Genomic DNA, 17,586 nt, shown 5'->3' with positions numbered 1-17,586 from the left:
GGAGGAACCGTGCCCCTACACCTTGCCGTCAGCAACCTCGACGCCCTGCGCGAGCGGTGCGACGTCGCCGCCGTCCGCACCGCGAAGAACGAGCCTGAGTTCGAGGACGGCGCGGTCATCCCGTCCGGGCTGTGGCAGCGACTCCCGGAGACTGCCGGTCTCGCACTGGCCGCCCCGCCCGGGACCCCGCCGGACACGCTCGTGGAAATCGTTCGTCCGCCCCTCCCCACTGGGGACCATCTGGACGAGCTGGCGAAGCCGATGGGCGACCCGGACGCCCAATACATCGGGCAGGCTCACGCCAAGCCCGACATGCTCACCACCACGGACAACTATCGCGACGGCCGACTGATCGGCCTCCACCTCGACAACTGGGACAAGCTCATCTACGAGCAGAAGCCCTTCGGGCGACGCCGTCTCGCGCTCAACTTCGGCCCCGGAACCCGCTACATCATCCTCGGCGCCATCGACGCCCAGGCCATATGCCGCGCCGTCCACCCCGAGGACTACGCGCACCGCTACCCCCACACCAACGACTACCGCACGCACGTCGCCGCCGGCCGCCCGACCCACTGCGTCCGCATCCGGCTCGACCCAGGAGAGGGTTATATCGCCCCCACCGAATTCCTGCTCCACGACGGCTCCACCGAGGGCCAGGAGCAGCCCTCGGCCGCTGCCTTCTGGCTCGGGCGCTGGGCGTTCGGCACGCTGCCCTCCCTCATCTGACCGAGAAGGAAGCACCCCCGATGACCGAGCGCGTCCGCGCCATCCTGACCACACCCGCCGGAACCACCCTGTTGATCAAGCGAGTGAAGCCGGGCATCCCCGCCTACTGGGTCCTCCCGGGCGGCGGTGTCGAGTCCACAGACCTCGACCACGAGGCAGCACTCCGGCGAGAGATCCACGAAGAACTCGCGGGCCAGATCAAGACCCCGCGCCTTCTGCACACCCTTCAGCGGGGCGACGACATCGAGTTCTTCTACCTCGCCGACATCACGACCTGGTCCTTCGACGACCGTACGGGCCCGGAGTTCAGCCAGGAGGGCCGCGGCGAATACCTCCTGGAGGAACTGCCCCTGACCCCCGAGGCCCTGCGTGGAATCAACCTGAAGCCGGACGCGATCACCGAGGTGATCGTCAGTGCCCTACACAACGGCCTGATCCCGGCCGGCACCTGACACAGCAACCCGACGCCCCGCTCACACCCACACCAGGTCCAGAGAGGGGCGTCATCATGACCTGCCCGCCTCGTGGCAGAAGACGACGACCGCCACGCACGCCACTCGCATCACAGCAGGTCAGCGGGTTTGAGAACGCCTGATCACACCCTCGGGTGATCAACGCGCAGAGCGGTTCCCCTGGCGCTCTTACGCCCGTACGCTCACGCGCTCCACCACAACTCGACGCAAGGAGCTGATTCGTTGTCCGCCCACACAGACGCCGACAAACCCGGCCAGAAACCCGTCGAGGAGCTGAGGTTCAAGTCCCCCACGGTGGCCGTCTTCCAGCGGAACTCGGTGACCACCTGGTCCATGGCCCGGCGCCTTCCACAGCTCGTACGCCGGGCCCTTCGCCTTGCATGGCGCGTGAATCCCCGCTCCGTGATCGTCCTCCTCACCTGCCAGGCTCTCTCGGCCGCCCTGGAAGCGTTCGCGCTCGTGGCCACCACAAGCACCATCACGGCCCTGATCGCCTCCGGGCGCATCCAGGACCGCCTCGTCGAGGCATTACCCGCGATCGGCGTCCTCGCCGGGGCAGCCGGGGCGCGTGCTCTGCTCGCCATCGTGATCGTCAACGTCTCCACCCGGCTGTCCCCCCGCATCTCACGCGAGGCCGAGCTGGAGATGCTCCAGGCGGCCGTCCACGCCGAACTCGCCGCCTACGACCACCCCGGCTTCAACGACAAGTGGGAGAACGCCGACCGCGGCGCCGACGTCGCACGGGATCTGATCACCGAGTCCCAGCAGCTCATGGCCTGCCTCGCGTCGATCACGGCGGCGGCCGGCGTCGTCACCGTCCTGCACCCCGCGCTGCTGCCGCTCCTCGTCCTGGCCGTGCTGCCCCAGGGCATCGCCAGCATGAAGGGCGCACGCATCCACTACGAGTCCTCCCGCGCCATGGCCGCCGAGCGTCGTACCCTCAGCCACCTGCGCTGGTTCATCGTGGACAAGGACACCGCCGACCAACTCCGTTCCGGCACCATGGCCGACTTCCTCCTCGGCCGCTACCGCGCCATCGGCTCCCGTGTCGACGCCGTCACCGACAAGGCCGTCCATCAAGGCGCCCGCTACGCGTTCATCGGCGCCGTCACCGGCGGGATCGCGTCCGCCGCCGTCTGGATCGCCCTCGGCCTGCTACTCGCAACCGGCCACATGTCCGTCGCATCCGCCGGAACCGCCGTCTTCGCGATGCGCACCGTCGGCTCCTCCCTGCGCGGCATGGTCGGCTACGGCACCCAGCTCTTCCGGACCGGTCTCTATTTCGACGACTGGGTGGAGTTCATCGAGGAGGCCGGTGGCCACCGCCTGAACCGGGGCACCCTGATCCCCGAAGCGCCTAGTGTGGTCAAGGCCGACTCTCTGACGTACCTCTATCCCGACGCGGACCGACCCGCCCTGGACAAGGTCACCCTGGAAGTCCGCCGCGGTGAAGTCCTGGCCCTGGTCGGCGAGAACGGCTCCGGCAAAACGACCCTCTCCAAGCTCCTGTCCGGCCTCTACCTGCCCACCGACGGCCGGGTCCAGTGGGATGACCACGACACCACCGAACTCGATCCCCACGCCCTGTGGGCTCAGACCGCCGTCGTGCCCCAATCCTTCGCCCGCTGGCCGCTCACGGCCCGCGAGAACATCACCCTCGGCCAGCCCCACGGCGACGACGACAACGTCCGCGCGGCCGCCGAGAAGTCCGGCGCCCACGAAGTCGTGGACGACCTCCGTAGCGGCCTCGACACGCTCCTGGCCCGCGAATGGTTCGGCGGGGTCGAACTCTCCGGTGGCCAGTGGCAGCGCATCGCCATCGCCCGCGCTTTCCACCGCCCCGCCGGCCTCCTGGTGATGGACGAGCCCACCAGTGCTCTCGACGCGCGCGCGGAGCACCGCATTTTCTCCGGTCTCCGCGAAGTCGCCCGGGACCGCGCCGTCGTCCTGGTCACACACCGGCTCGCCAACGTCGCCGTCGCGGACCGCATCGTCGTCCTCGACCACGGCCGCGTCATCCAGGACGGCACCTTCGACGAACTCGTGAAGGCCCCCGGCCTCTTCCGCGAGCTGTGGGAGTTGCAGAACGACCGCACCATCCCCACCCCGCGCATTGCGAAGGAGATCACCACATGACGCGACTCTCGTATCGTCACTGGCCTGCGCACAGCAGGGAAACGCTTCTCGACACCCCTTCGTACCGCATCCACCGCGACCATGTGACCCAGCCCGACGGCGGGCCCGGCACCTTCGAGTGGCACGAGTCCACCTGCGACGGTGCGGTCATCGTCGCCGTCAATGACGCCGACGAGATTGCTCTGGTCCGCTACACGACCTACGTCCACGGCGAAATCCTCACCCTGCCGGGCGGAACGCTCGAACCCGGTGAGACACCGCTGGACGCCGCGACTCGCGAAGTGGCGGAAGAGGCCGGAGTCACGGCCGGCACCTGGACCAAGCTCGGCGAAACCGCGCTCATGACCAAGTGCTCCGCGCGACTCCACATGTTTGCAGCCCGAGACCTCACTATCGGACAGCAGCGGCTCACCGGAACCGAGACCGGCATGAAGGTCGAATGGCTCCCCCTCAACGAAGCAGTGGACGCCGCGCTGAACGGACGGCTCACGCTGGCGGGGTCGGCTCTTGCCGTGCTGGCCTTCGCCCAGTTGCTCGGGAGGGAATCCGCGTGACCTCTACCTGGCTGCCTCTCGAGGAGTACGTCAAGACGATCGCCCAGTCGACCGCGCACGCCTGCTTCTACTTCACCGATACCGCTGGCCGACCGGTACCACTCGATCCGTTCGGAACCAGGAGATCCGGCGGTGGCCCGGCGGGAACATGGACCCCGGCGAGACACCGTGGGAGTGCGCGGTGCGCGAGTGCCGCGAGGAATCCGGCATCGTCTTCGAGGGAGAAAGGCGGCTGTTGGGCATGCAGTTCCTCGTCAAGAACGCTGCATGGCCGACGAACCAGATCGGATTCATCTTCGACGGAGGGACCCTCAGGGACGAGCAGATCAAGAACATCGTGCTGGATCCGAAGGAGCACACCGAGGTCTGCGTGCGCACGTTGGACGAGTGGGAGCGGGAGATGACTCCGCGGAACTTCGCCCAGCTTCGGGAGATCGACGCGGGACGCCGCGCCGGGACCGTTGCTTTCATGGAGGAAGGAGCGCAGCAGTGAACCCGCGCCGCGCGACCCCCGACGACGCTCGTGAGCTGACGCGCCTGAGGACGATCATGCTCGGATACCCCCATGGGCCGTGGTTCGAGCAATGCGTGAACTCCTTCGGCGCACAGCTTCGCGACGTCGACACCTTCGCGGCCTTCGTTGTCGAGCATCCGGATCTCCGCGGGCTCGTCGCATGTGCCGTCGCCGTGGTCACTCCGAACTTCCCCAGCCCCCGTAATGCTGCAACACGCCGCGGACTCGTCATCCAGGTCGTCACCGAACCCGGCTACCGACGCCGGGGGTACGGGCGCTCGTGCGTCACTTCCGCGTTGGGCTGGCTCACCTGCCGCGGGTGCGCCACTGTTGCCCTGAACTCGGCGCCGGAGGCCGAGCCGTTGTACCGCAGCCTGGGCTTCGTGCCGACGGGGCACCCGTCGATGAAAGCTGCTCTCCCGATCGGAGAACGCTCGTGAAGTTGCCGCTGCCGGCCATCTCCCAGAACTCAGGCCCTCATCAGCGCCCTCCTGCTCGAGCTGGTCCATCTCGCCGATGTCGTCGGGATCTGGCTGACCGTCTCGTACCTGCACACACTCATCGCAGCCTGCCCCCGCCCGCAGCACGCCGGAGCGTACGCGGGGATAGTCCGCACCGATCACGCCCACAGGAGCAGGCTCGCGCGCCGTTGACCAGCTCCTGCATCTGTCACAGAAAGGCCAGGAGCTTGATTGTTCAGCCGCCCCAGTCCAGGCGCACGGGCTCGCGGGCGGCGGCGAGGGCGCTGTCGAGGTCTGCGAGGCGTTCGGCGAGGGTGGTGGTGGCGAGTCGGGGCGGGAGGGCGGCGGAGAATTTGAGGCCGCGGACGGCGCGCGGGTCGACGGTGGGCAGGGTGAGGGAGTCGGGAAGTTCGGCGCGGGCGGTCTTCCAGTCGTCAGGGGCGAGGTCCTGGCGGAGACGGACGTGGGTGTCGGTGGGGCGCTGTACGGGGTCGGCGAGGTTGCCGAGGGAGGCTGCGAGGGTTGCGTTGGCGCGGTAGCCGGCCCAGGTCCACCAGCGGGTGGCATCGGCGTTGCGGACCAGGAGGGTGCCCGCCGGGTGTACTTCGTGGGGTGCTCGGTCCATGCGGAGTTCGGCAAGGGTGGCCGTCGCGCGGCGAGTGAGGCGGACATCGGGGTCTTTGCCGAGGAGGACGTGGCGCATTGCGCGGGTGAGGTCGTAGGACAGGCCGCGGGCTTCGGTGCCCTGCCATTTGGCGATGCCGCCGTCTTCGACGGGTTCGACGAAGGCGCGGCGTCGGGCCCAGTCGATGAAGGTGACCTGCCAGCTGCGGCCGGCCAGGAGCAGGCGGCGCGGGCCTGGGCGTTCTTCGGTGAGGACGGTGGGGTCGGTGGTGCCGATCTCGGTGCGGCCGGCGAGCACGGTGAATTCGGGGGGTGCGGTGAAGGAGGCGGTCAGCTCCATGAAGTGTCGTCGGCCGAAGTGTTTCTCGGCTTCGGTGCCGATGAACAGCATGCCGCCGTCGCTGTCGAGGAAGCCGCCTTCGACGAGGTGGGCCAGGAGGGGAGCGGCGGAGCGATCGAAGGGAGCCAGGCCGTTCCATTGTTCGGGCCACAGGCGGTCGCCGATGCGGTGTTCCTGCAGGGTGACAGCGAGGAGTTGTTGTGCGACGAGGTGGCGGGGCGAGGGGGGCGGGGTGACGGGTTCGACCCAGCCGCGGGTCCACAGGGTGAGCAGGCCGGCGGCTTGGAGGAGGGTGTCGGGCTGGGTGGCGAGGAACAGGCAGTTGCGTGAGGTGCCGGTGCGGCGGCCTGTGCGGCCGATGCGTTGCAGGAAAGAGGCCACGGTGCTGGGTGAGTCGATCTGGATGACGCGGTCGAGGTCGCCGACGTCGATGCCGAGTTCGAGGGTGGAGGTGGAGACGATGACGCAGTCGCGTGCTTCGGCGAATGCCTGCTCGGAGCGGGCGCGTTCGTCGGTGGAGAGGGAGGCGTGGGAGAGGAACACGGTGACGTCGCGTGCTCGTAGTGCCGCGCCGAGTTCTTCGACCTGCTTGCGGGAGTCACAGAAGACGAGACGCTTTTCGCCCTTGTGCAGGGCGGAGATCACTTTGGCGGCGTTGGCGAGGGATCCGACGTAGTCGAGTTCCACCTCTCCTGCGGGGCGCGGGAGATCTTCGGTGTCGGCTGCGGCGGTCCCGGTGGCAGGCAGGGTCACGCCGGGGGCGACAACCCGGCCGGGGCGGTCGGTGGGGCTGGCGCCCTGGAGCCAGGTGAGCAGGGTGTCGGGGTTGCCGACGGTCGCGGAGAGGCCGATGCGCTGGATCCGTTGGCCGGCCAGTCGCTCCAGGCGTTCGAGTACGGCGAGCAGGTGCCAGCCGCGGTCGTCCCCGGCGAAGGCGTGCACCTCGTCGACCACGACGGCACGCACTCGGCCCAGCATGTGCGTATGGTCCGTCTTTACGCTGATGAGCATCGCTTCGAGGGACTCGGGTGTGGTGAGCAGGAAGTCGGGGGACTCGGTGCGGATGCGGCGGCGTACGGATTCGGGGGTGTCGCCGTGCCAGAGGGCGGCTCGGCGTCCCAGCCACTGGGCGTAGGTGTCGACCCGGTGCACCAGGTTGTTGAGGAGCGCCTTGAGCGGGGCCAGGTAGAGGACGGAGGTGCCGGTCCAGCGTTTCTCCCGCATCGCGGACAGCATCGGGAAAGTGGCGGCCTCAGTCTTCCCACCTGCCGTCGGCGCGAGCAGGATCGCGTCCTCGCCGTCCATCAGCGGGTGCACAGCGGCCTTTTGCAGGGGGCGTAGGTCTGGCCACCCAAGCGTGTTGACGATGTGGTGCAGGACTACCGGGTCGAGGCGTTCCACCGGGTCGGTGCCGCGCGGCTGATCCTGCACTTTTGTGGCTCCTGAACTGGTCCGTCAGAGTTCGGGACTTCGAGAGTTGGGTCTTCAGAGATCGAGGTCGAGGTCGTCCGCCGAGGCGGCCAGCGCGGGCGCAGCGAAGTTTCGTTCGGTGGCGGTCAGGTCGCCGCTGGAGACCGTCAGCTTGTAGTGCGTGCGCGGGTCGAAGTCGGGGAACTGATCGATCCGGTCGAGCACATCTCCGACCAGTTTCTTCAGGTAAAGCCGTGGTGCCACTCCGACCTTTCCTCCAAGGGCACCGCCCACGGCCCGTGCCAGGTCGGTGAGGTAGGTGTCATCGGCGAGCTGCTTGATCCGGTCGGGGGACTGGGAGCCTTCCGCGTACAGGTTCCGGATGGTGGTGCCAAGACCGGTCAGTGATTCCTCGGTGAATCCAGGCAGCCGGATCTGGACAGCCCTGGGATTGTCGAACCGAGGGTCGGTGGTGAAGTCGGTGGCGAGGCGCTGGGCGAGCGGTGCAAGTCGCTGTACGCCCTGCTGTCCGTCGTAGAAGGCGGGCGTTCCGGTGATGACGAGGTACAGGCCAGGGAAGCGGCCGGAGTGGACCTCGTCAATGAGCTGCCGTAGCGCGTTGAGTGCCTTGTCGCGGGCGTCGGAGCGAACCCGCTGCAGGGTCTCCACTTCGTCCAGGACGAGGACGAGTCCGGCGTGCCCGGCGTCCCGGAGCACGGTGAGCAGGCCCTGCAGGAAGCCGAATGCACCGAAGTGGTCGAGGTCGCCGCGGACACCTGCGCTGCGCCGGGCCGCTGCGGCGACGTGTGGCTGGCCGCCCAGCCAGGCCATGACCGCGGCGGCGGTGGCCTCGTCTCCGGCGTCCAGGGACTGCTTGTATCCGCGTAGGGCGGTGGCGAAGGCCGGGGCGTGTCGGGAGACCTCGGCAAGCCGGGCGGTGAGAAGCCGATCCACGGCCTGCGGCAGCTCGTGCTCGCTCGCGCCATCGGCGAGCGCGTCCTCCTCCAGCGCGTAGAACCAGGCGTCAGCGACCGGCCGCATGGCGCTGGGCGGGAAGCTCACGGTGGTCAGGCGCTCGGTGAGTCGCCGGTAGACGGTCTCCAGCTTGTGCAGCGGAGTCTCGGTCTCCGACACCTGCACTTCGGCCACGGCGAAGGTGCGTCGTTTGGCGCGCTCGCCGAGCCAACGGGTGAAGAAGGTCTTGCCGGATCCGTACTCGCCGCGCACGGCCTTGAACACCGAGCCGCCAGCGGCGACGGTGTCCAGCTCCTCGTCGACTGCCTGCTCGAAGCGGCCCAGGCCGGTGGCGAGCAGGTCAAGGCCGCTCTCGGGGACGGCGCCGCGCCGCAGCGCGTCCACCACGGCGCGCCGTCGCACGGCGCCGACCGGGGTGACGGCCCCGGATGCTGAAGATCCAAACGCATTCACCCGAACAGTCTCCCATCCGGCCGCCGGCCTGGCCGCGGACACCGAGGCCGACGCCGGACCGCCAACTCGCCGCGCTGGTCGCCAACCCGCTCAAAGTCACCGTCAACGGTGTCGCCGCCATCGACAACTCGGCCAATGTCGCCGCGATCGAACGTCACCTCGCTCAGCTCGACAGCGTCGAGGCCCCAGACGGTTTGGACTCAGCCAGCGCGGAGCTACTCACCGTCATCCCCCTGCCCACTCGTCCCCGCCGGTAGGACCCCGTCGGTTCACGGGCGTGGTTGCGGCCAAGCTGACAGGATCGTGTGCCATGTCACCGCACCCGCTGCTGAGTGCCAAATCCGTCGACGTTCTGGAGACGTACCTGGAAGAAGTGGGCACCGTATTCCGAGCCTTCCGGGATCAGGACTCGGGCTGTGTCTCGTTCGGAGTCGCTGTCGACGACGAGCGGTGGTTCGTGAAGGGTGCGACCACTCCGTCAGCAACGGCATCGTTGCGCCGCGCCGTAGAGGTGCATGACGCGGTACGGCACGGGGCGATTGTGCCCCTGCGTCACCACTTCCGGGTCCGAGGCGGTCTGGCGCTGGTCTACCCGTGGGTCGAGGGTGAGGTCCTGTATCACCCGACTGCCTCCCGCCGCGGTGGGCGGTCGGCTCTGGAGAGTCCGATGGCCCGGTTCCGCACGCTTCCTGTATCTGAGATCCTGCGGGCCCTGGACGAGATCCTCAACGCGCACCTGGCGGTCGAGCAGGCCCGCTTTGTTGCTGTCGATCTGTATGACGGGTGTCTCTTGTACGACTTCGAAGCGCGTCGCATGGTGTTGTGCGATCTGGACGAGTATCGGCCTGGGCCGTTCGTGCTGGAGGCCGACCCGTTGCCTGGCTCGCGGCGTTTCATGGCGCCTGAAGAGTTCGTCAAGGGCTCGACTATCGACATTCGCACGACCGTCTATGTACTGGGCCGGGTGCTGCGACTGTTGCTGGATGCCGGCGACGAGGAGCAGGAGTGGCGTGGCTCGCCTTCACAGCTCGCGGTCATCGAACGTGCCACTGCTGCTGATCCGGCCGACCGATTCACCTCGGTCAAAGCCCTCACCCAAGCCTGGCGCGGCGCAAGCAGGACATCAGAGTGATCTACTCTCGGAGTGAATCGACACGGTCTGCCGGCCACCGCATGGCCGCGCAGCGGCCCTTAGGCTGTTCAACGGTCACAGGAAGCAACGGGCAGTAGATCACCCGCAGTAGGACGCAGTGCGACTCGGGGATACACCCGGCCGTGTACCCACCGCCTGTGGGTACGAGACTCGAAGCCCTTCTGATTCCGTGGCCCTGTGCCTCCGATTGAGATGGCCGTTTCGGCCATTGCGAGAACGCGGGGTTCCCCGACGAGACAGCGGCCGCGAGCCCGTCTGCTCTAGGGTGGAGCGATGGCTGAAGCTGTGGGCCGTCGCGCTGCATTTCAGGTGTTGGTGCTGCCGGTCCGGCAGACCGAGGCGGGCCTGCTCTACGCCTTGTTCCGCCGCTCGGACGGTGCCTACTGGCAGGGCGTAGCTGGTGGTGAGGCAGGAGAATCACCGCTGGAGGCCGCCAGGCGAGAGGCATCCGAGGAAGCAGGTCTGGTCGGCGACTTCGAGTTCCTCGAACTGGACGCGCGGGCGACGATCCCGGTGGTGCACGTCACTGGTGAGTTCACATGGGGGCCGGATGTACTGGTGATCCCCGAGTTCGCCTTCGGGGTCCGAGTCGCCAACGCAGAGTTGCTTCTCTCCGATGAACACACTGAGTACAGGTGGTTCGCCTTCGACGCTGCGATGAAGGCGGTGCAGTGGGACTCCAACCGGACGGCACTGTGGGAGCTCGATCACCGTCTCCGGCGTGGCGGGCCGGGGCGGCGCCTGACCGCGCCCCGTCACCTCGCCCCGTCGGAAAACCACGGGCGCAGTCCGTGAACACGCGGGATCATGAGGCATGCGCCCGGACGACTGGTACCTCACCGATGACGTCGACAGCTTCCTAGCCCGCGCAGGAGACTTCCTGCACTCGCGACCCGCCCTGCACACCATCCCGCTGACGGTGACCGAGGCGCTGCGTACGCGCGGACCGCACGCGTACGGCGCCGAAGACCCCGTCTTCGGCATCCTGGAGAGGGCGGGAGAGGTCCGCGCGACCTACTTCCGCACCCCGCCCCACCGCCTGAACCTCACCCCCCTGACCCCCGACGAGTCCGAAGCCCTCGCGGCCCATCTGGCCACCCTCGGCCTCCCCGTCCACGGCGTCAGCGCGGACCGCGACACCGCCGCCGCCTTCGCCGAGGCATGGCAACGGCACACCGGCGCGTCGCCTCGGCACGCTCACCTTGCCGGAGCCGCGTCCGGAGGGCCGGGGTCGCGTCGCGGGCGAGCAGGACCGCGATCAACTCATGTGCTGGTACAGAGAGTTCGTCGCGGCCATCGGGGGAACTGCCTCCGCGGACCCCGGATCCTGGGCCGATACGCGCATCGCCCACGAACGCGTCACGTTCTGGGAAACCCCGGACGGCACCCCCGTCTCGATGGCGGGCATGACCCCGTTGGTCGCCGGCCAGATCAGGGTGGCCCCCGTATACACCCCGGCCCATCTGCGCGGCCGCGGCTACGCGGGCGCGGCGACAGTCGAAGTCAGCCGGGCGGCACTGGCGGCGGGCGCTGCGGAGGTGCTGCTGTTCGCGGACCTGGCCAACTCCACCAGCAACGGCCTGTACCAGCGTGTCGGCTACCGCCCGGTAATGGACTTCGCGGTGTACGACTTCTAGCTCGTGCCCGAGCGGTCTCTCAGGGCTGTCGTCGCGCATCGCTGAAGCGCAGCAGCATGCCCCGGCGCCAACTGCGCGGCCGCGACGACGCGGCTGGCGAAGTCGCGCGGGTTGCCGCCCGTTCCCCTCACTGGGGCGAGGGCTGCGTCGGACTGGAAGTGCGTGTGCTGCCTGCGCCGGCCAGCCGCATCACTCGTCTTCCGCGACGCGGTCAGAACGTCCATCTGCGCCGGTCGGACAGCCATCGCAGAGTGACTTCGCCGCACCATGTCTGATGCTGGCGGAGATGCGGTGACCAGTCCGCCGGGGGCTGTGCGCCGGAGACGAGGAAGAAGCCGGAGAGCGCGGCGAGGGCTGCGTCGAGCTGTTCGTCAGCGACTCCGTGGGCGGCGGGATGTGCGGCGAACAGGGTGGTGGCGTCGTGGCCGTCGGCAAATGCCGTGGCGAGGAGCAGCACGAGGTCGAACCAGCTTGCCCCGAGGCAGGGCCAGTTCCAGTCGCAGATCCACGCGGCATCGCTGGTGTCGATGAGCACGTTGTCCTTGCGCAGGTCGTGGTGCAGGACGGCGTTGCCCGCTGTGGCCGTCCGCCAGTGGTTCTCTAGGTCGGCCAGCTGTGACGTAAGCCGGAGCGGTATCCATGAAGGCAGGGTTTCCGGTTTGGTTCTGCCTGCTTGGAGGTCACGCCAGTCGGTGAAGTCACCCTCGGCGTCAACTCGTTTGAGACCGAGTTCCAGCATCTGCGGAGAGGGGGCGGCGAGCGCCTCGGCCGTCGTGGCGTAGGCGGTCAGGGTGGCATCCAGCTCGTTGGGCTGCCAGGGCTCGGCGGGCATGCGGCCACCGTCGACGGCGTCGAAGCCGAGAACAACCCAGTCGTCCTGTTCCTCGATCCAGTGGAGGCGTGGTGCCGGAACCTCCGCGGGGAGCACCTGGTTGATCAACGCCTCCCGGCGGTAGCAATTGGCGATCACGGGGTTCGACTCGCCATTGACCGCCTTGATGAACTGTGTGCGGCTGGTCCCGTGGGCCACCGCGGCGAAGCCACTGGTGAAGCCGCTACCTGCGCTTGGCTCTGCCTCCACTGCACCGCCCAGGTGCCGTGAGATCAGCTGGCGAATGCCCGGTGGAAGGTCGCCCCAGCGCGGGCGTGCGGCGGTGGAGGCGTACTGCAGGCGCGGCGTGACGATGTGCGGCATTCTGCAAGGGTGAGGGAATCCTTCCCCCTGTGCGAGGGATTTCTCGGTCTGCTATCGCTCGGCCCTCATCATTCGGGAATGGCATGCCCCAGGGACAAGAGCCAGTACGACTGGAAGCCACTCCTTTCGGGCATGTAGTGGGCCATGGATGAGGTGATGGTGGACTGGGCCAGGCAGATCGCAGAGGCTGAGCTCGGTGATGCGCTCCCTCGGCGGTGGGCGCATAGCCAGGGAGTCGCATCCCGCGCGGCCAAGATCGGGCGGATCTTAGGGAAGGATGGAGACCTGCTGATCGCCGCCGCGGTGCTGCATGACGTCGGGTATGCGCCCCGTTTGGCCGCGACGGGGTTCCATCCGCTCGACGGCGCCCGGTTCCTCCGTGAGGCACACGGCGCTGATGAGCGGCTGGTGCGGTTGGTGGCGAACCACTCGTTCGCGTTGCTGGAGGCCGAGGAGCGCGGGCTGCGGGAGGAGCTGGAGACGGAGTTCCCGCTGCTGGAGGAACCACTCCTGGTGGACGCGCTGGTCTATTGCGACATGACAACTACGCCCCACGGCGACCAGACCACCGCCAGGGAGCGGGTCGCAGAGATCGTCGGCCGCTACGGTGCCGACAGCATCGTCGGGCGGTTCATCCGTCGGGCGGCGCCGGAGATCTTCGCCGCCGTGGAGCAGGTAGAGAGGGGGCTGGCGGCTCAGCCGAGGTATGGGTAGGTGCCGGCGAGGTAGTCGCCGATCTGCTGGCGCATGCTGGGGTGGATGTCGTACTGGTCGAGGTCGGCCGGCTGGACGAAGCGGACACCGTCGGCCTCGTCGTTGATGGTGGGCTCACCACCGACGGGACGGCCGATGTAGGTGTTCTCGTACTGCTGGCGAATCTCGCCGTCGGTGTAGGCGACGATGTGGTTCGGGTTGGTGTAAACCCCGAGGAAGCCGGTGATCTCGGCGACGATGCCCGTCTCCTCCAGGCACTCCCGCACCGCGCACTGAGCGGCGGTCTCGCCGATGTCCTGAGCTCCGCCCGGGAGGGCCCACTGGCCGGTGTCGCGGCGGCGCTGGAGCAGGATCGCGCCGCTGTCGTCGACGACGAGCAGGTTGCTGGCGGGGATGAGGGTGTTCGCCTTTGGTGCGGCGGGGTCGTTGTAGTACTCAGTCCTGCCCATGTGCGGCGGTCCCCTCCTGGTCGGGTGTCCAGGGCCGTGCGCCGGCCCAGACGGCTTCGAAGCTCTGAGCGTAGTTGTCGAACCACCCCGTGTCGTCGACCTTGTTGAGGTGGAGCAGGGGGTTGGCGCTGGCCGGCTGGCCCCATACGTGCGGGTTGACCAGCAGGGTGTCGTCGTAGCGGAACAGGGACGTGTAGAGCGTGGTGTCGTGCAGCCGCACTTCGCATCCGGCCTCGGCAAGCAGGGGGCGGTAGTACGTCAGGGAGGCGCGGATCTTGGCGGCCAGGGTGTCGCCGATGCCCTCTTCTCGGCCCCGGATGACGACTGCCTGACCTTCCGGGTCGCCGAAGCACAGCCGTACGCGGACGCCGTCGGCTGCGCGCTCGGCGAGCATCTTGGCGACGTGCGGGTTGGACTGCGCGAAGAAGGTGCCGGAGAAGACGAGGACGCCGATCTCCTCCCGTGCCCCTCGCAGCAGGGAGATCCACATGTCCCGCGGGACGCTCGCGCGGTTCTGGTAGGTACCGACGAGCTCGGTGCCTAACCCGCCACCGCGCCGCGCGACCTGTCGTGGTGGGGCGGGCCAGAGGAACGTCTCCTCCACGCGCAGGTGGCGCGCGACCCGGAAGCGGTGGCGTGGGTGGGGAACGCGCCCTCCGAGCCAGCGACTTACCGTCTTGGGGTCCACCTCGCAGACTTCCGCGAGCGATTCGGGTGAGACGCCGCGCTGGGCGAGTACGGAGTGCAGTCGCTCGTTCACGGAGTTATGGAAGCGGTGCCCGGCGTGATCACGCAAGGACGTTATGGGACGTTCTCGTGGGACCTCTGTCGCGTCGGGTGCCTACCCTGGCGGCATGGAGCTCATCGTCTTGTGGGACATCGACCACACCCTCATCGAGAACGCGGGGGTGAGTAAGGAGATCTACGCGGCCGCTTTCTCGGCACTCGCGGGACGTCGGCCGACCGGGCCGGCGCGGACCGAGGGGCGTACGGATCGCCTGATCATGCGCGACATGTTCCTTCGGGATGGTCTGCCGGAGCCGGACTGGCCCGCTGTCGAGGCCGCCCTCGCCCGCGCTGGGGAGGAGCGTCTCGGCGATCTGCGGCTACGGGGCACCGCTCTGCCAGGCGTGCGCCAGGCACTCAAGGCGGCCTCGGCACATGATGACTGGGTGTCTTCGGTCCTCACCGGCAACATCGCCGCTAACGCCCGTGTGAAACTGTCCGCGTTCGACCTCGATCCCCTCCTGGACCTGTCCGCGGGCGCCTACGGCGCTGACGCTGAGCTCCGCCCCGACCTTGTAGCGGTCGCCCGCGAGAGGGCCCGGCGGCTCCACGACGTGGCGGCCGACGTGCCCATCGTGCTGGTGGGGGACACGCCGCGAGATGTCGAGGCTGCCCTTGCCACGGACTCCGGGATCATCGCGGTCGCCTCGGGCATCCACAGCTCCGAGGAGCTGGCCGCTGCCGGCGCGTCCGTGGTCCTGCCGGATCTGTCGGATACCGCAGAGCTTCTAGGGTTCCTGGAGACCTTCGCGGTGCACGGAAAACGTCCCAGGACGTCCTTGGGCTGTCCCTAGACGCGGTGATGGGGTCCCCGGACGCTCGGCCAGTATCAGGGCTCCCATCAGGCAACCAGCCCAAGGAGCCCACGTGATCGGCGAAGTCACCGGGATCCGGAAGATCCGGATGCTCTATCTCCAGCTGCTGTACCGCTGCAACTTCGAGTGCGACCACTGCTTCCACGGCAAGAGGCTCCAGCACGCCGACGCCTTCACCTCCGAGCAAGCCATCAACATCATCACGCTGATGCGCGAGCAGTACGGCACCGAGGCCGTCACCCTGCTCGGCGGGGAGCCGTTCGTCTACAAGGGCCTCGCCGAGGTCGTCCGACACGCCAAGGAGGAACTGGGCCAGCATGTCGAGATCTGCACCAACGGGTACCGGATCGAGCGGCGCCTGACCGAGATCGCTCCCCACCTGGACCTGCTGCGCGTCTCCTTGGAAGGGATCGGCTCGACCAACGACCGTATCCGCAAGGCCGGCAGCTACCAGAGCGCGCTCGAAGCCCTCGCCCTCGCACGACGACTCGGTGTCCCCACCGGGGTCACCATGACGGTCACCTCCCAGAACATCAACGAAGTGCTGCCCCTGGCACGTACCCTCACGCGCCTTGGGGTGCGTCAGCTGAAGCTGCACCACCTGCGGGCGGTCGGCAACGCCGCGGACCACCCCGAGATGCTGGTCACCGACCCGACCGCCTACGGCAGGCTCCGCGAGGAACTCCAGACGGCCGAACTGTCCATCGAGGTCATCGTCGACGAGGACCTGTCCGAGCACGGCGCCCCTGAGATCTGCGCGCCGGCCGACGGCCCGGGTGAGATCGAACGGATCGAGGCCGACCCGCGCGGCGCGCTCACCATGTCCTGCAAGGCCGTCGGCAAGGACTCGCACGCGTTCTGGTACGAGAAGTCCGCCAACCACATCGTCCACCGGCCCTCCGCCACGGACGAGCTCACGCTCGCGGTGCCGGACGTGGTGTACGCCCGTGCCTGACCACCCACTGTTCGAGAGCCTCGAAGGCTTACGGGGCACCGGTAAGTCGACCATCGCGCCGATGCTGGCCGAGGCCCGCCAGGCAGTCCTCGTCCCCACCGTGCCACCCATCTTCCAGCCCCTGAGGCATGAGGTGGACAAGCGGAAGAACGTCGAGGCACGGATGTGCTTCTACCTCTCCGCACTGTTCACCGCGGCCGACGAGATACGGCGCCACCTGACGGCCGGCGTCCCCGTCGTCGTCGAGAGCTATTTCGCCCGCTGCCTCGCCAACCACCGCGCCCTCGGGGCCGGCCTCGGCATCACGCTGCCGCCCGCCCTGCCCCAGCCCGTCACCTACCACCTTGTCTGCGCCGAGGACGAGCGCCGTCGCCGCCTCGCCGCGAGAGACAAGCCGGTCTCCCACTGGGACGCCCTCGTCGAGACCGTCACGGACCGAGTGACCGACGCCTACGCCCCGTTCCCGATGCACCGCGTGGACACCACGGACCTCAGCCCCCACGAGGTCCTCCAGGCAATCGTCGCCACCGACACGCAAGGAGCACACTCCCGTGCAGACACAGAGCCTGTGGGAGCACACCCTCACCTTCTTCCCCCAGTTCCTCGCCACGCTGAGGGAGCGGGTTGCCCCTGACGCCACCGTCGCGGTCGTCGGCGCGAGCGACGGCAAGTTCGTCCTGCCGCTCGCCGCCGCCGGATACCGCGTCATCGCCATCGAACGCGACGCACTCGCCCTGCACGGTGGAGAGGTCCACCTCCCGGGTGACAATCACGCCCAAGCGATGGGCCTGATCGACCGACTCAAACTCGAAGAACTCCACGACCGCGTGCGGATCGTAGAAGAGGACTTCCTTCACGGGGAGCCCCTGCGCATCCCGTGCGACGCGATCTGGACGAGCTGTTCATGGCACTACAGTGCCAACCACCACCGTCCACTCGCCGAGTTCGTCGACCGCATGCAGCGTCTGGTCCATCCGGGCGGGCTGTTCGGCGCGGAGTTCATGATGCCCGTCGAGAAACGCCACCACCTGGTCGAGCACTACACCTCCCCCGAACGTCTGCGGCAACACTTCATCGGCGACTGGGACGTGCTGCTCACGCTGCGCACGAACGAGTTCACCGAGCGGGCGCACATCGGCCAGCTCCAGGACCACACCCATCGCATGGGCCTGTTCCTCGCGGCCCGAACGTTCACCCGCCCCCACTGATACGGAAA

Annotated in this window: 19 protein-coding genes and 1 pseudogene; 15 read left to right on the top strand and 5 right to left on the bottom strand. The window is 68.2% G+C overall.

The window, feature by feature from the left end; genetic code table 11:
- The first annotated feature begins 9 nt into the window (after nucleotides 1-9).
- The 6 genes from ACFV9D_RS05615 (at nucleotide 10) to ACFV9D_RS05590 (ending at nucleotide 4,843) form a co-directional block, all read left to right on the top strand.
- A complete protein-coding gene (locus tag ACFV9D_RS05615) occupies nucleotides 10-726 on the top strand; it encodes a hypothetical protein (RefSeq protein WP_385141325.1) in 717 nt (238 codons plus the stop codon).
- A gap of 20 nt (nucleotides 727-746) precedes the next feature.
- Nucleotides 747-1,178 carry an NUDIX domain-containing protein gene (locus tag ACFV9D_RS05610; protein WP_385141322.1) on the top strand — a complete coding sequence of 144 codons (432 nt, stop codon included), beginning with the start codon at nucleotides 747-749 and terminating at the stop codon, nucleotides 1,176-1,178.
- Nucleotides 1,179-1,421: 243 nt separating this feature from the next.
- Nucleotides 1,422-3,335, top strand: a complete 1,914-nt coding sequence (locus ACFV9D_RS05605) for an ABC transporter ATP-binding protein (protein WP_385141319.1) — start codon at nucleotides 1,422-1,424, stop codon at nucleotides 3,333-3,335.
- Nucleotides 3,332-3,889, top strand: coding sequence for an NUDIX domain-containing protein (locus tag ACFV9D_RS05600; protein ID WP_385141316.1), 558 nt, complete (start codon nucleotides 3,332-3,334; stop codon nucleotides 3,887-3,889). Before ACFV9D_RS05605 ends, ACFV9D_RS05600 begins: the two co-directional genes overlap by 4 nt.
- On the top strand, nucleotides 3,843-4,382 hold the full coding sequence (locus tag ACFV9D_RS05595; protein WP_385141313.1) for an NUDIX domain-containing protein: 540 nt from the start codon (nucleotides 3,843-3,845) through the stop codon (nucleotides 4,380-4,382). The genes ACFV9D_RS05600 and ACFV9D_RS05595 overlap by 47 nt, the downstream gene beginning before the upstream one ends.
- Nucleotides 4,379-4,843 (top strand): GNAT family N-acetyltransferase, encoded by a 465-nt coding sequence (locus ACFV9D_RS05590; protein ID WP_385141310.1) that lies wholly within the window; start codon nucleotides 4,379-4,381, stop codon nucleotides 4,841-4,843. The genes ACFV9D_RS05595 and ACFV9D_RS05590 overlap by 4 nt, the downstream gene beginning before the upstream one ends.
- 256 nt (nucleotides 4,844-5,099) lie before the next feature.
- On the opposite strand, the gene ACFV9D_RS05585 is transcribed toward ACFV9D_RS05590, so the two are convergent.
- Together ACFV9D_RS05585 and brxD are read right to left on the bottom strand one after the other, a co-directional pair.
- Nucleotides 5,100-7,259, bottom strand: a complete 2,160-nt coding sequence (locus tag ACFV9D_RS05585; protein WP_385141308.1) for a DEAD/DEAH box helicase — start codon at nucleotides 7,257-7,259, stop codon at nucleotides 5,100-5,102.
- A 54-nt stretch (nucleotides 7,260-7,313) separates the two neighbouring features.
- Entirely contained in the window at nucleotides 7,314-8,666 is a 1,353-nt protein-coding gene (gene brxD / locus ACFV9D_RS05580) for a BREX system ATP-binding protein BrxD (RefSeq protein ID WP_385141305.1), read from the bottom strand.
- Between brxD and ACFV9D_RS05575 the strand changes: the two genes are divergently transcribed.
- The 4 genes and pseudogenes from ACFV9D_RS05575 to ACFV9D_RS05560 all read left to right on the top strand — a co-directional run bounded on the left by ACFV9D_RS05575 (nucleotide 8,642) and on the right by ACFV9D_RS05560 (nucleotide 11,456).
- Nucleotides 8,642-8,923, top strand: coding sequence for a hypothetical protein (locus ACFV9D_RS05575; protein ID WP_385141302.1), 282 nt, complete (start codon nucleotides 8,642-8,644; stop codon nucleotides 8,921-8,923). The two genes, brxD and ACFV9D_RS05575, sit on opposite strands and share 25 nt — an antisense overlap.
- A 53-nt stretch (nucleotides 8,924-8,976) precedes the next feature.
- The gene (locus ACFV9D_RS05570; protein WP_385141300.1) at nucleotides 8,977-9,798 is read left to right on the top strand and encodes a serine/threonine protein kinase; all 822 of its coding nucleotides are present in this window, start codon (nucleotides 8,977-8,979) and stop codon (nucleotides 9,796-9,798) included.
- 294 nt (nucleotides 9,799-10,092) lie between these two features.
- Nucleotides 10,093-10,614 (top strand): NUDIX pyrophosphatase, encoded by a 522-nt coding sequence (locus ACFV9D_RS05565; RefSeq protein WP_385141297.1) that lies wholly within the window; start codon nucleotides 10,093-10,095, stop codon nucleotides 10,612-10,614.
- A 19-nt stretch (nucleotides 10,615-10,633) separates the two neighbouring features.
- Nucleotides 10,634-11,456, top strand: a pseudogene (locus ACFV9D_RS05560) (GNAT family N-acetyltransferase).
- 211 nt (nucleotides 11,457-11,667) lie between these two features.
- On the opposite strand, the gene ACFV9D_RS05555 reads toward ACFV9D_RS05560, so the two are convergent.
- Entirely contained in the window at nucleotides 11,668-12,651 is a 984-nt protein-coding gene (locus ACFV9D_RS05555; RefSeq protein WP_385141295.1) for a phosphotransferase family protein, read from the bottom strand.
- Nucleotides 12,652-12,795: 144 nt separating this feature from the next.
- On the opposite strand from ACFV9D_RS05555, the gene ACFV9D_RS05550 reads away from it, so the two are divergent.
- Nucleotides 12,796-13,365 (top strand): HD domain-containing protein, encoded by a 570-nt coding sequence (locus ACFV9D_RS05550; RefSeq protein ID WP_385141292.1) that lies wholly within the window; start codon nucleotides 12,796-12,798, stop codon nucleotides 13,363-13,365.
- Here the strand turns inward: ACFV9D_RS05550 and ACFV9D_RS05545 are convergent.
- Nucleotides 13,347-13,814: an NUDIX hydrolase gene (locus ACFV9D_RS05545; protein ID WP_385141289.1), complete on the bottom strand. Its 468-nt coding sequence runs from the start codon at nucleotides 13,812-13,814 to the stop codon at nucleotides 13,347-13,349. The two genes, ACFV9D_RS05550 and ACFV9D_RS05545, sit on opposite strands and share 19 nt — an antisense overlap.
- Nucleotides 13,801-14,574 carry an XRE family transcriptional regulator gene (locus ACFV9D_RS05540; RefSeq protein ID WP_385141287.1) on the bottom strand — a complete coding sequence of 258 codons (774 nt, stop codon included), beginning with the start codon at nucleotides 14,572-14,574 and terminating at the stop codon, nucleotides 13,801-13,803. The genes ACFV9D_RS05545 and ACFV9D_RS05540 overlap by 14 nt, the downstream gene beginning before the upstream one ends.
- 94 nt (nucleotides 14,575-14,668) lie before the next feature.
- Here ACFV9D_RS05540 and ACFV9D_RS05535 point away from each other — a divergent pair, with 94 nt between their 5' ends.
- From ACFV9D_RS05535 to ACFV9D_RS05520, 4 genes are all read left to right on the top strand, one after another.
- Nucleotides 14,669-15,394 (top strand): HAD family hydrolase, encoded by a 726-nt coding sequence (locus tag ACFV9D_RS05535; protein WP_385141285.1) that lies wholly within the window; start codon nucleotides 14,669-14,671, stop codon nucleotides 15,392-15,394.
- 73 nt (nucleotides 15,395-15,467) lie between these two features.
- Nucleotides 15,468-16,370 (top strand): radical SAM protein, encoded by a 903-nt coding sequence (locus ACFV9D_RS05530; protein WP_385141282.1) that lies wholly within the window; start codon nucleotides 15,468-15,470, stop codon nucleotides 16,368-16,370.
- Nucleotides 16,363-17,004 carry a hypothetical protein gene (locus ACFV9D_RS05525; RefSeq protein ID WP_385141279.1) on the top strand — a complete coding sequence of 214 codons (642 nt, stop codon included), beginning with the start codon at nucleotides 16,363-16,365 and terminating at the stop codon, nucleotides 17,002-17,004. The genes ACFV9D_RS05530 and ACFV9D_RS05525 overlap by 8 nt, the downstream gene beginning before the upstream one ends.
- Nucleotides 16,922-17,578, top strand: coding sequence for an SAM-dependent methyltransferase (locus tag ACFV9D_RS05520; RefSeq protein ID WP_385141276.1), 657 nt, complete (start codon nucleotides 16,922-16,924; stop codon nucleotides 17,576-17,578). Before ACFV9D_RS05525 ends, ACFV9D_RS05520 begins: the two co-directional genes overlap by 83 nt.
- Nucleotides 17,579-17,586 lie beyond the last annotated feature (8 nt).

Source organism: Streptomyces sp. NPDC059875 (assembly GCF_042731085.1).
Taxonomy (GTDB): Bacteria; Actinomycetota; Actinomycetes; order Streptomycetales; family Streptomycetaceae; genus Streptomyces.
The sequence above is the reverse complement of the archived record's forward strand: the minus strand, read 5'-3'. Positions and strand labels throughout refer to the sequence as shown.

Coding starts and splice junctions, on each gene's coding strand:
- ACFV9D_RS05610 (WP_385141322.1), top strand. CDS start 747: ATGACCGAGCGCGTCCGCGCCATCCTGACCACACCCGCCGGAACCACC.
- ACFV9D_RS05600 (WP_385141316.1), top strand. CDS start 3,332: ATGACGCGACTCTCGTATCGTCACTGGCCTGCGCACAGCAGGGAAACG.
- ACFV9D_RS05575 (WP_385141302.1), top strand. CDS start 8,642: ATGCTGAAGATCCAAACGCATTCACCCGAACAGTCTCCCATCCGGCCG.
- ACFV9D_RS05570 (WP_385141300.1), top strand. CDS start 8,977: ATGTCACCGCACCCGCTGCTGAGTGCCAAATCCGTCGACGTTCTGGAG.
- ACFV9D_RS05565 (WP_385141297.1), top strand. CDS start 10,093: ATGGCTGAAGCTGTGGGCCGTCGCGCTGCATTTCAGGTGTTGGTGCTG.
- ACFV9D_RS05555 (WP_385141295.1), bottom strand. CDS start 12,651: ATGCCGCACATCGTCACGCCGCGCCTGCAGTACGCCTCCACCGCCGCA.
- ACFV9D_RS05550 (WP_385141292.1), top strand. CDS start 12,796: ATGGATGAGGTGATGGTGGACTGGGCCAGGCAGATCGCAGAGGCTGAG.
- ACFV9D_RS05545 (WP_385141289.1), bottom strand. CDS start 13,814: ATGGGCAGGACTGAGTACTACAACGACCCCGCCGCACCAAAGGCGAAC.
- ACFV9D_RS05535 (WP_385141285.1), top strand. CDS start 14,669: ATGGAGCTCATCGTCTTGTGGGACATCGACCACACCCTCATCGAGAAC.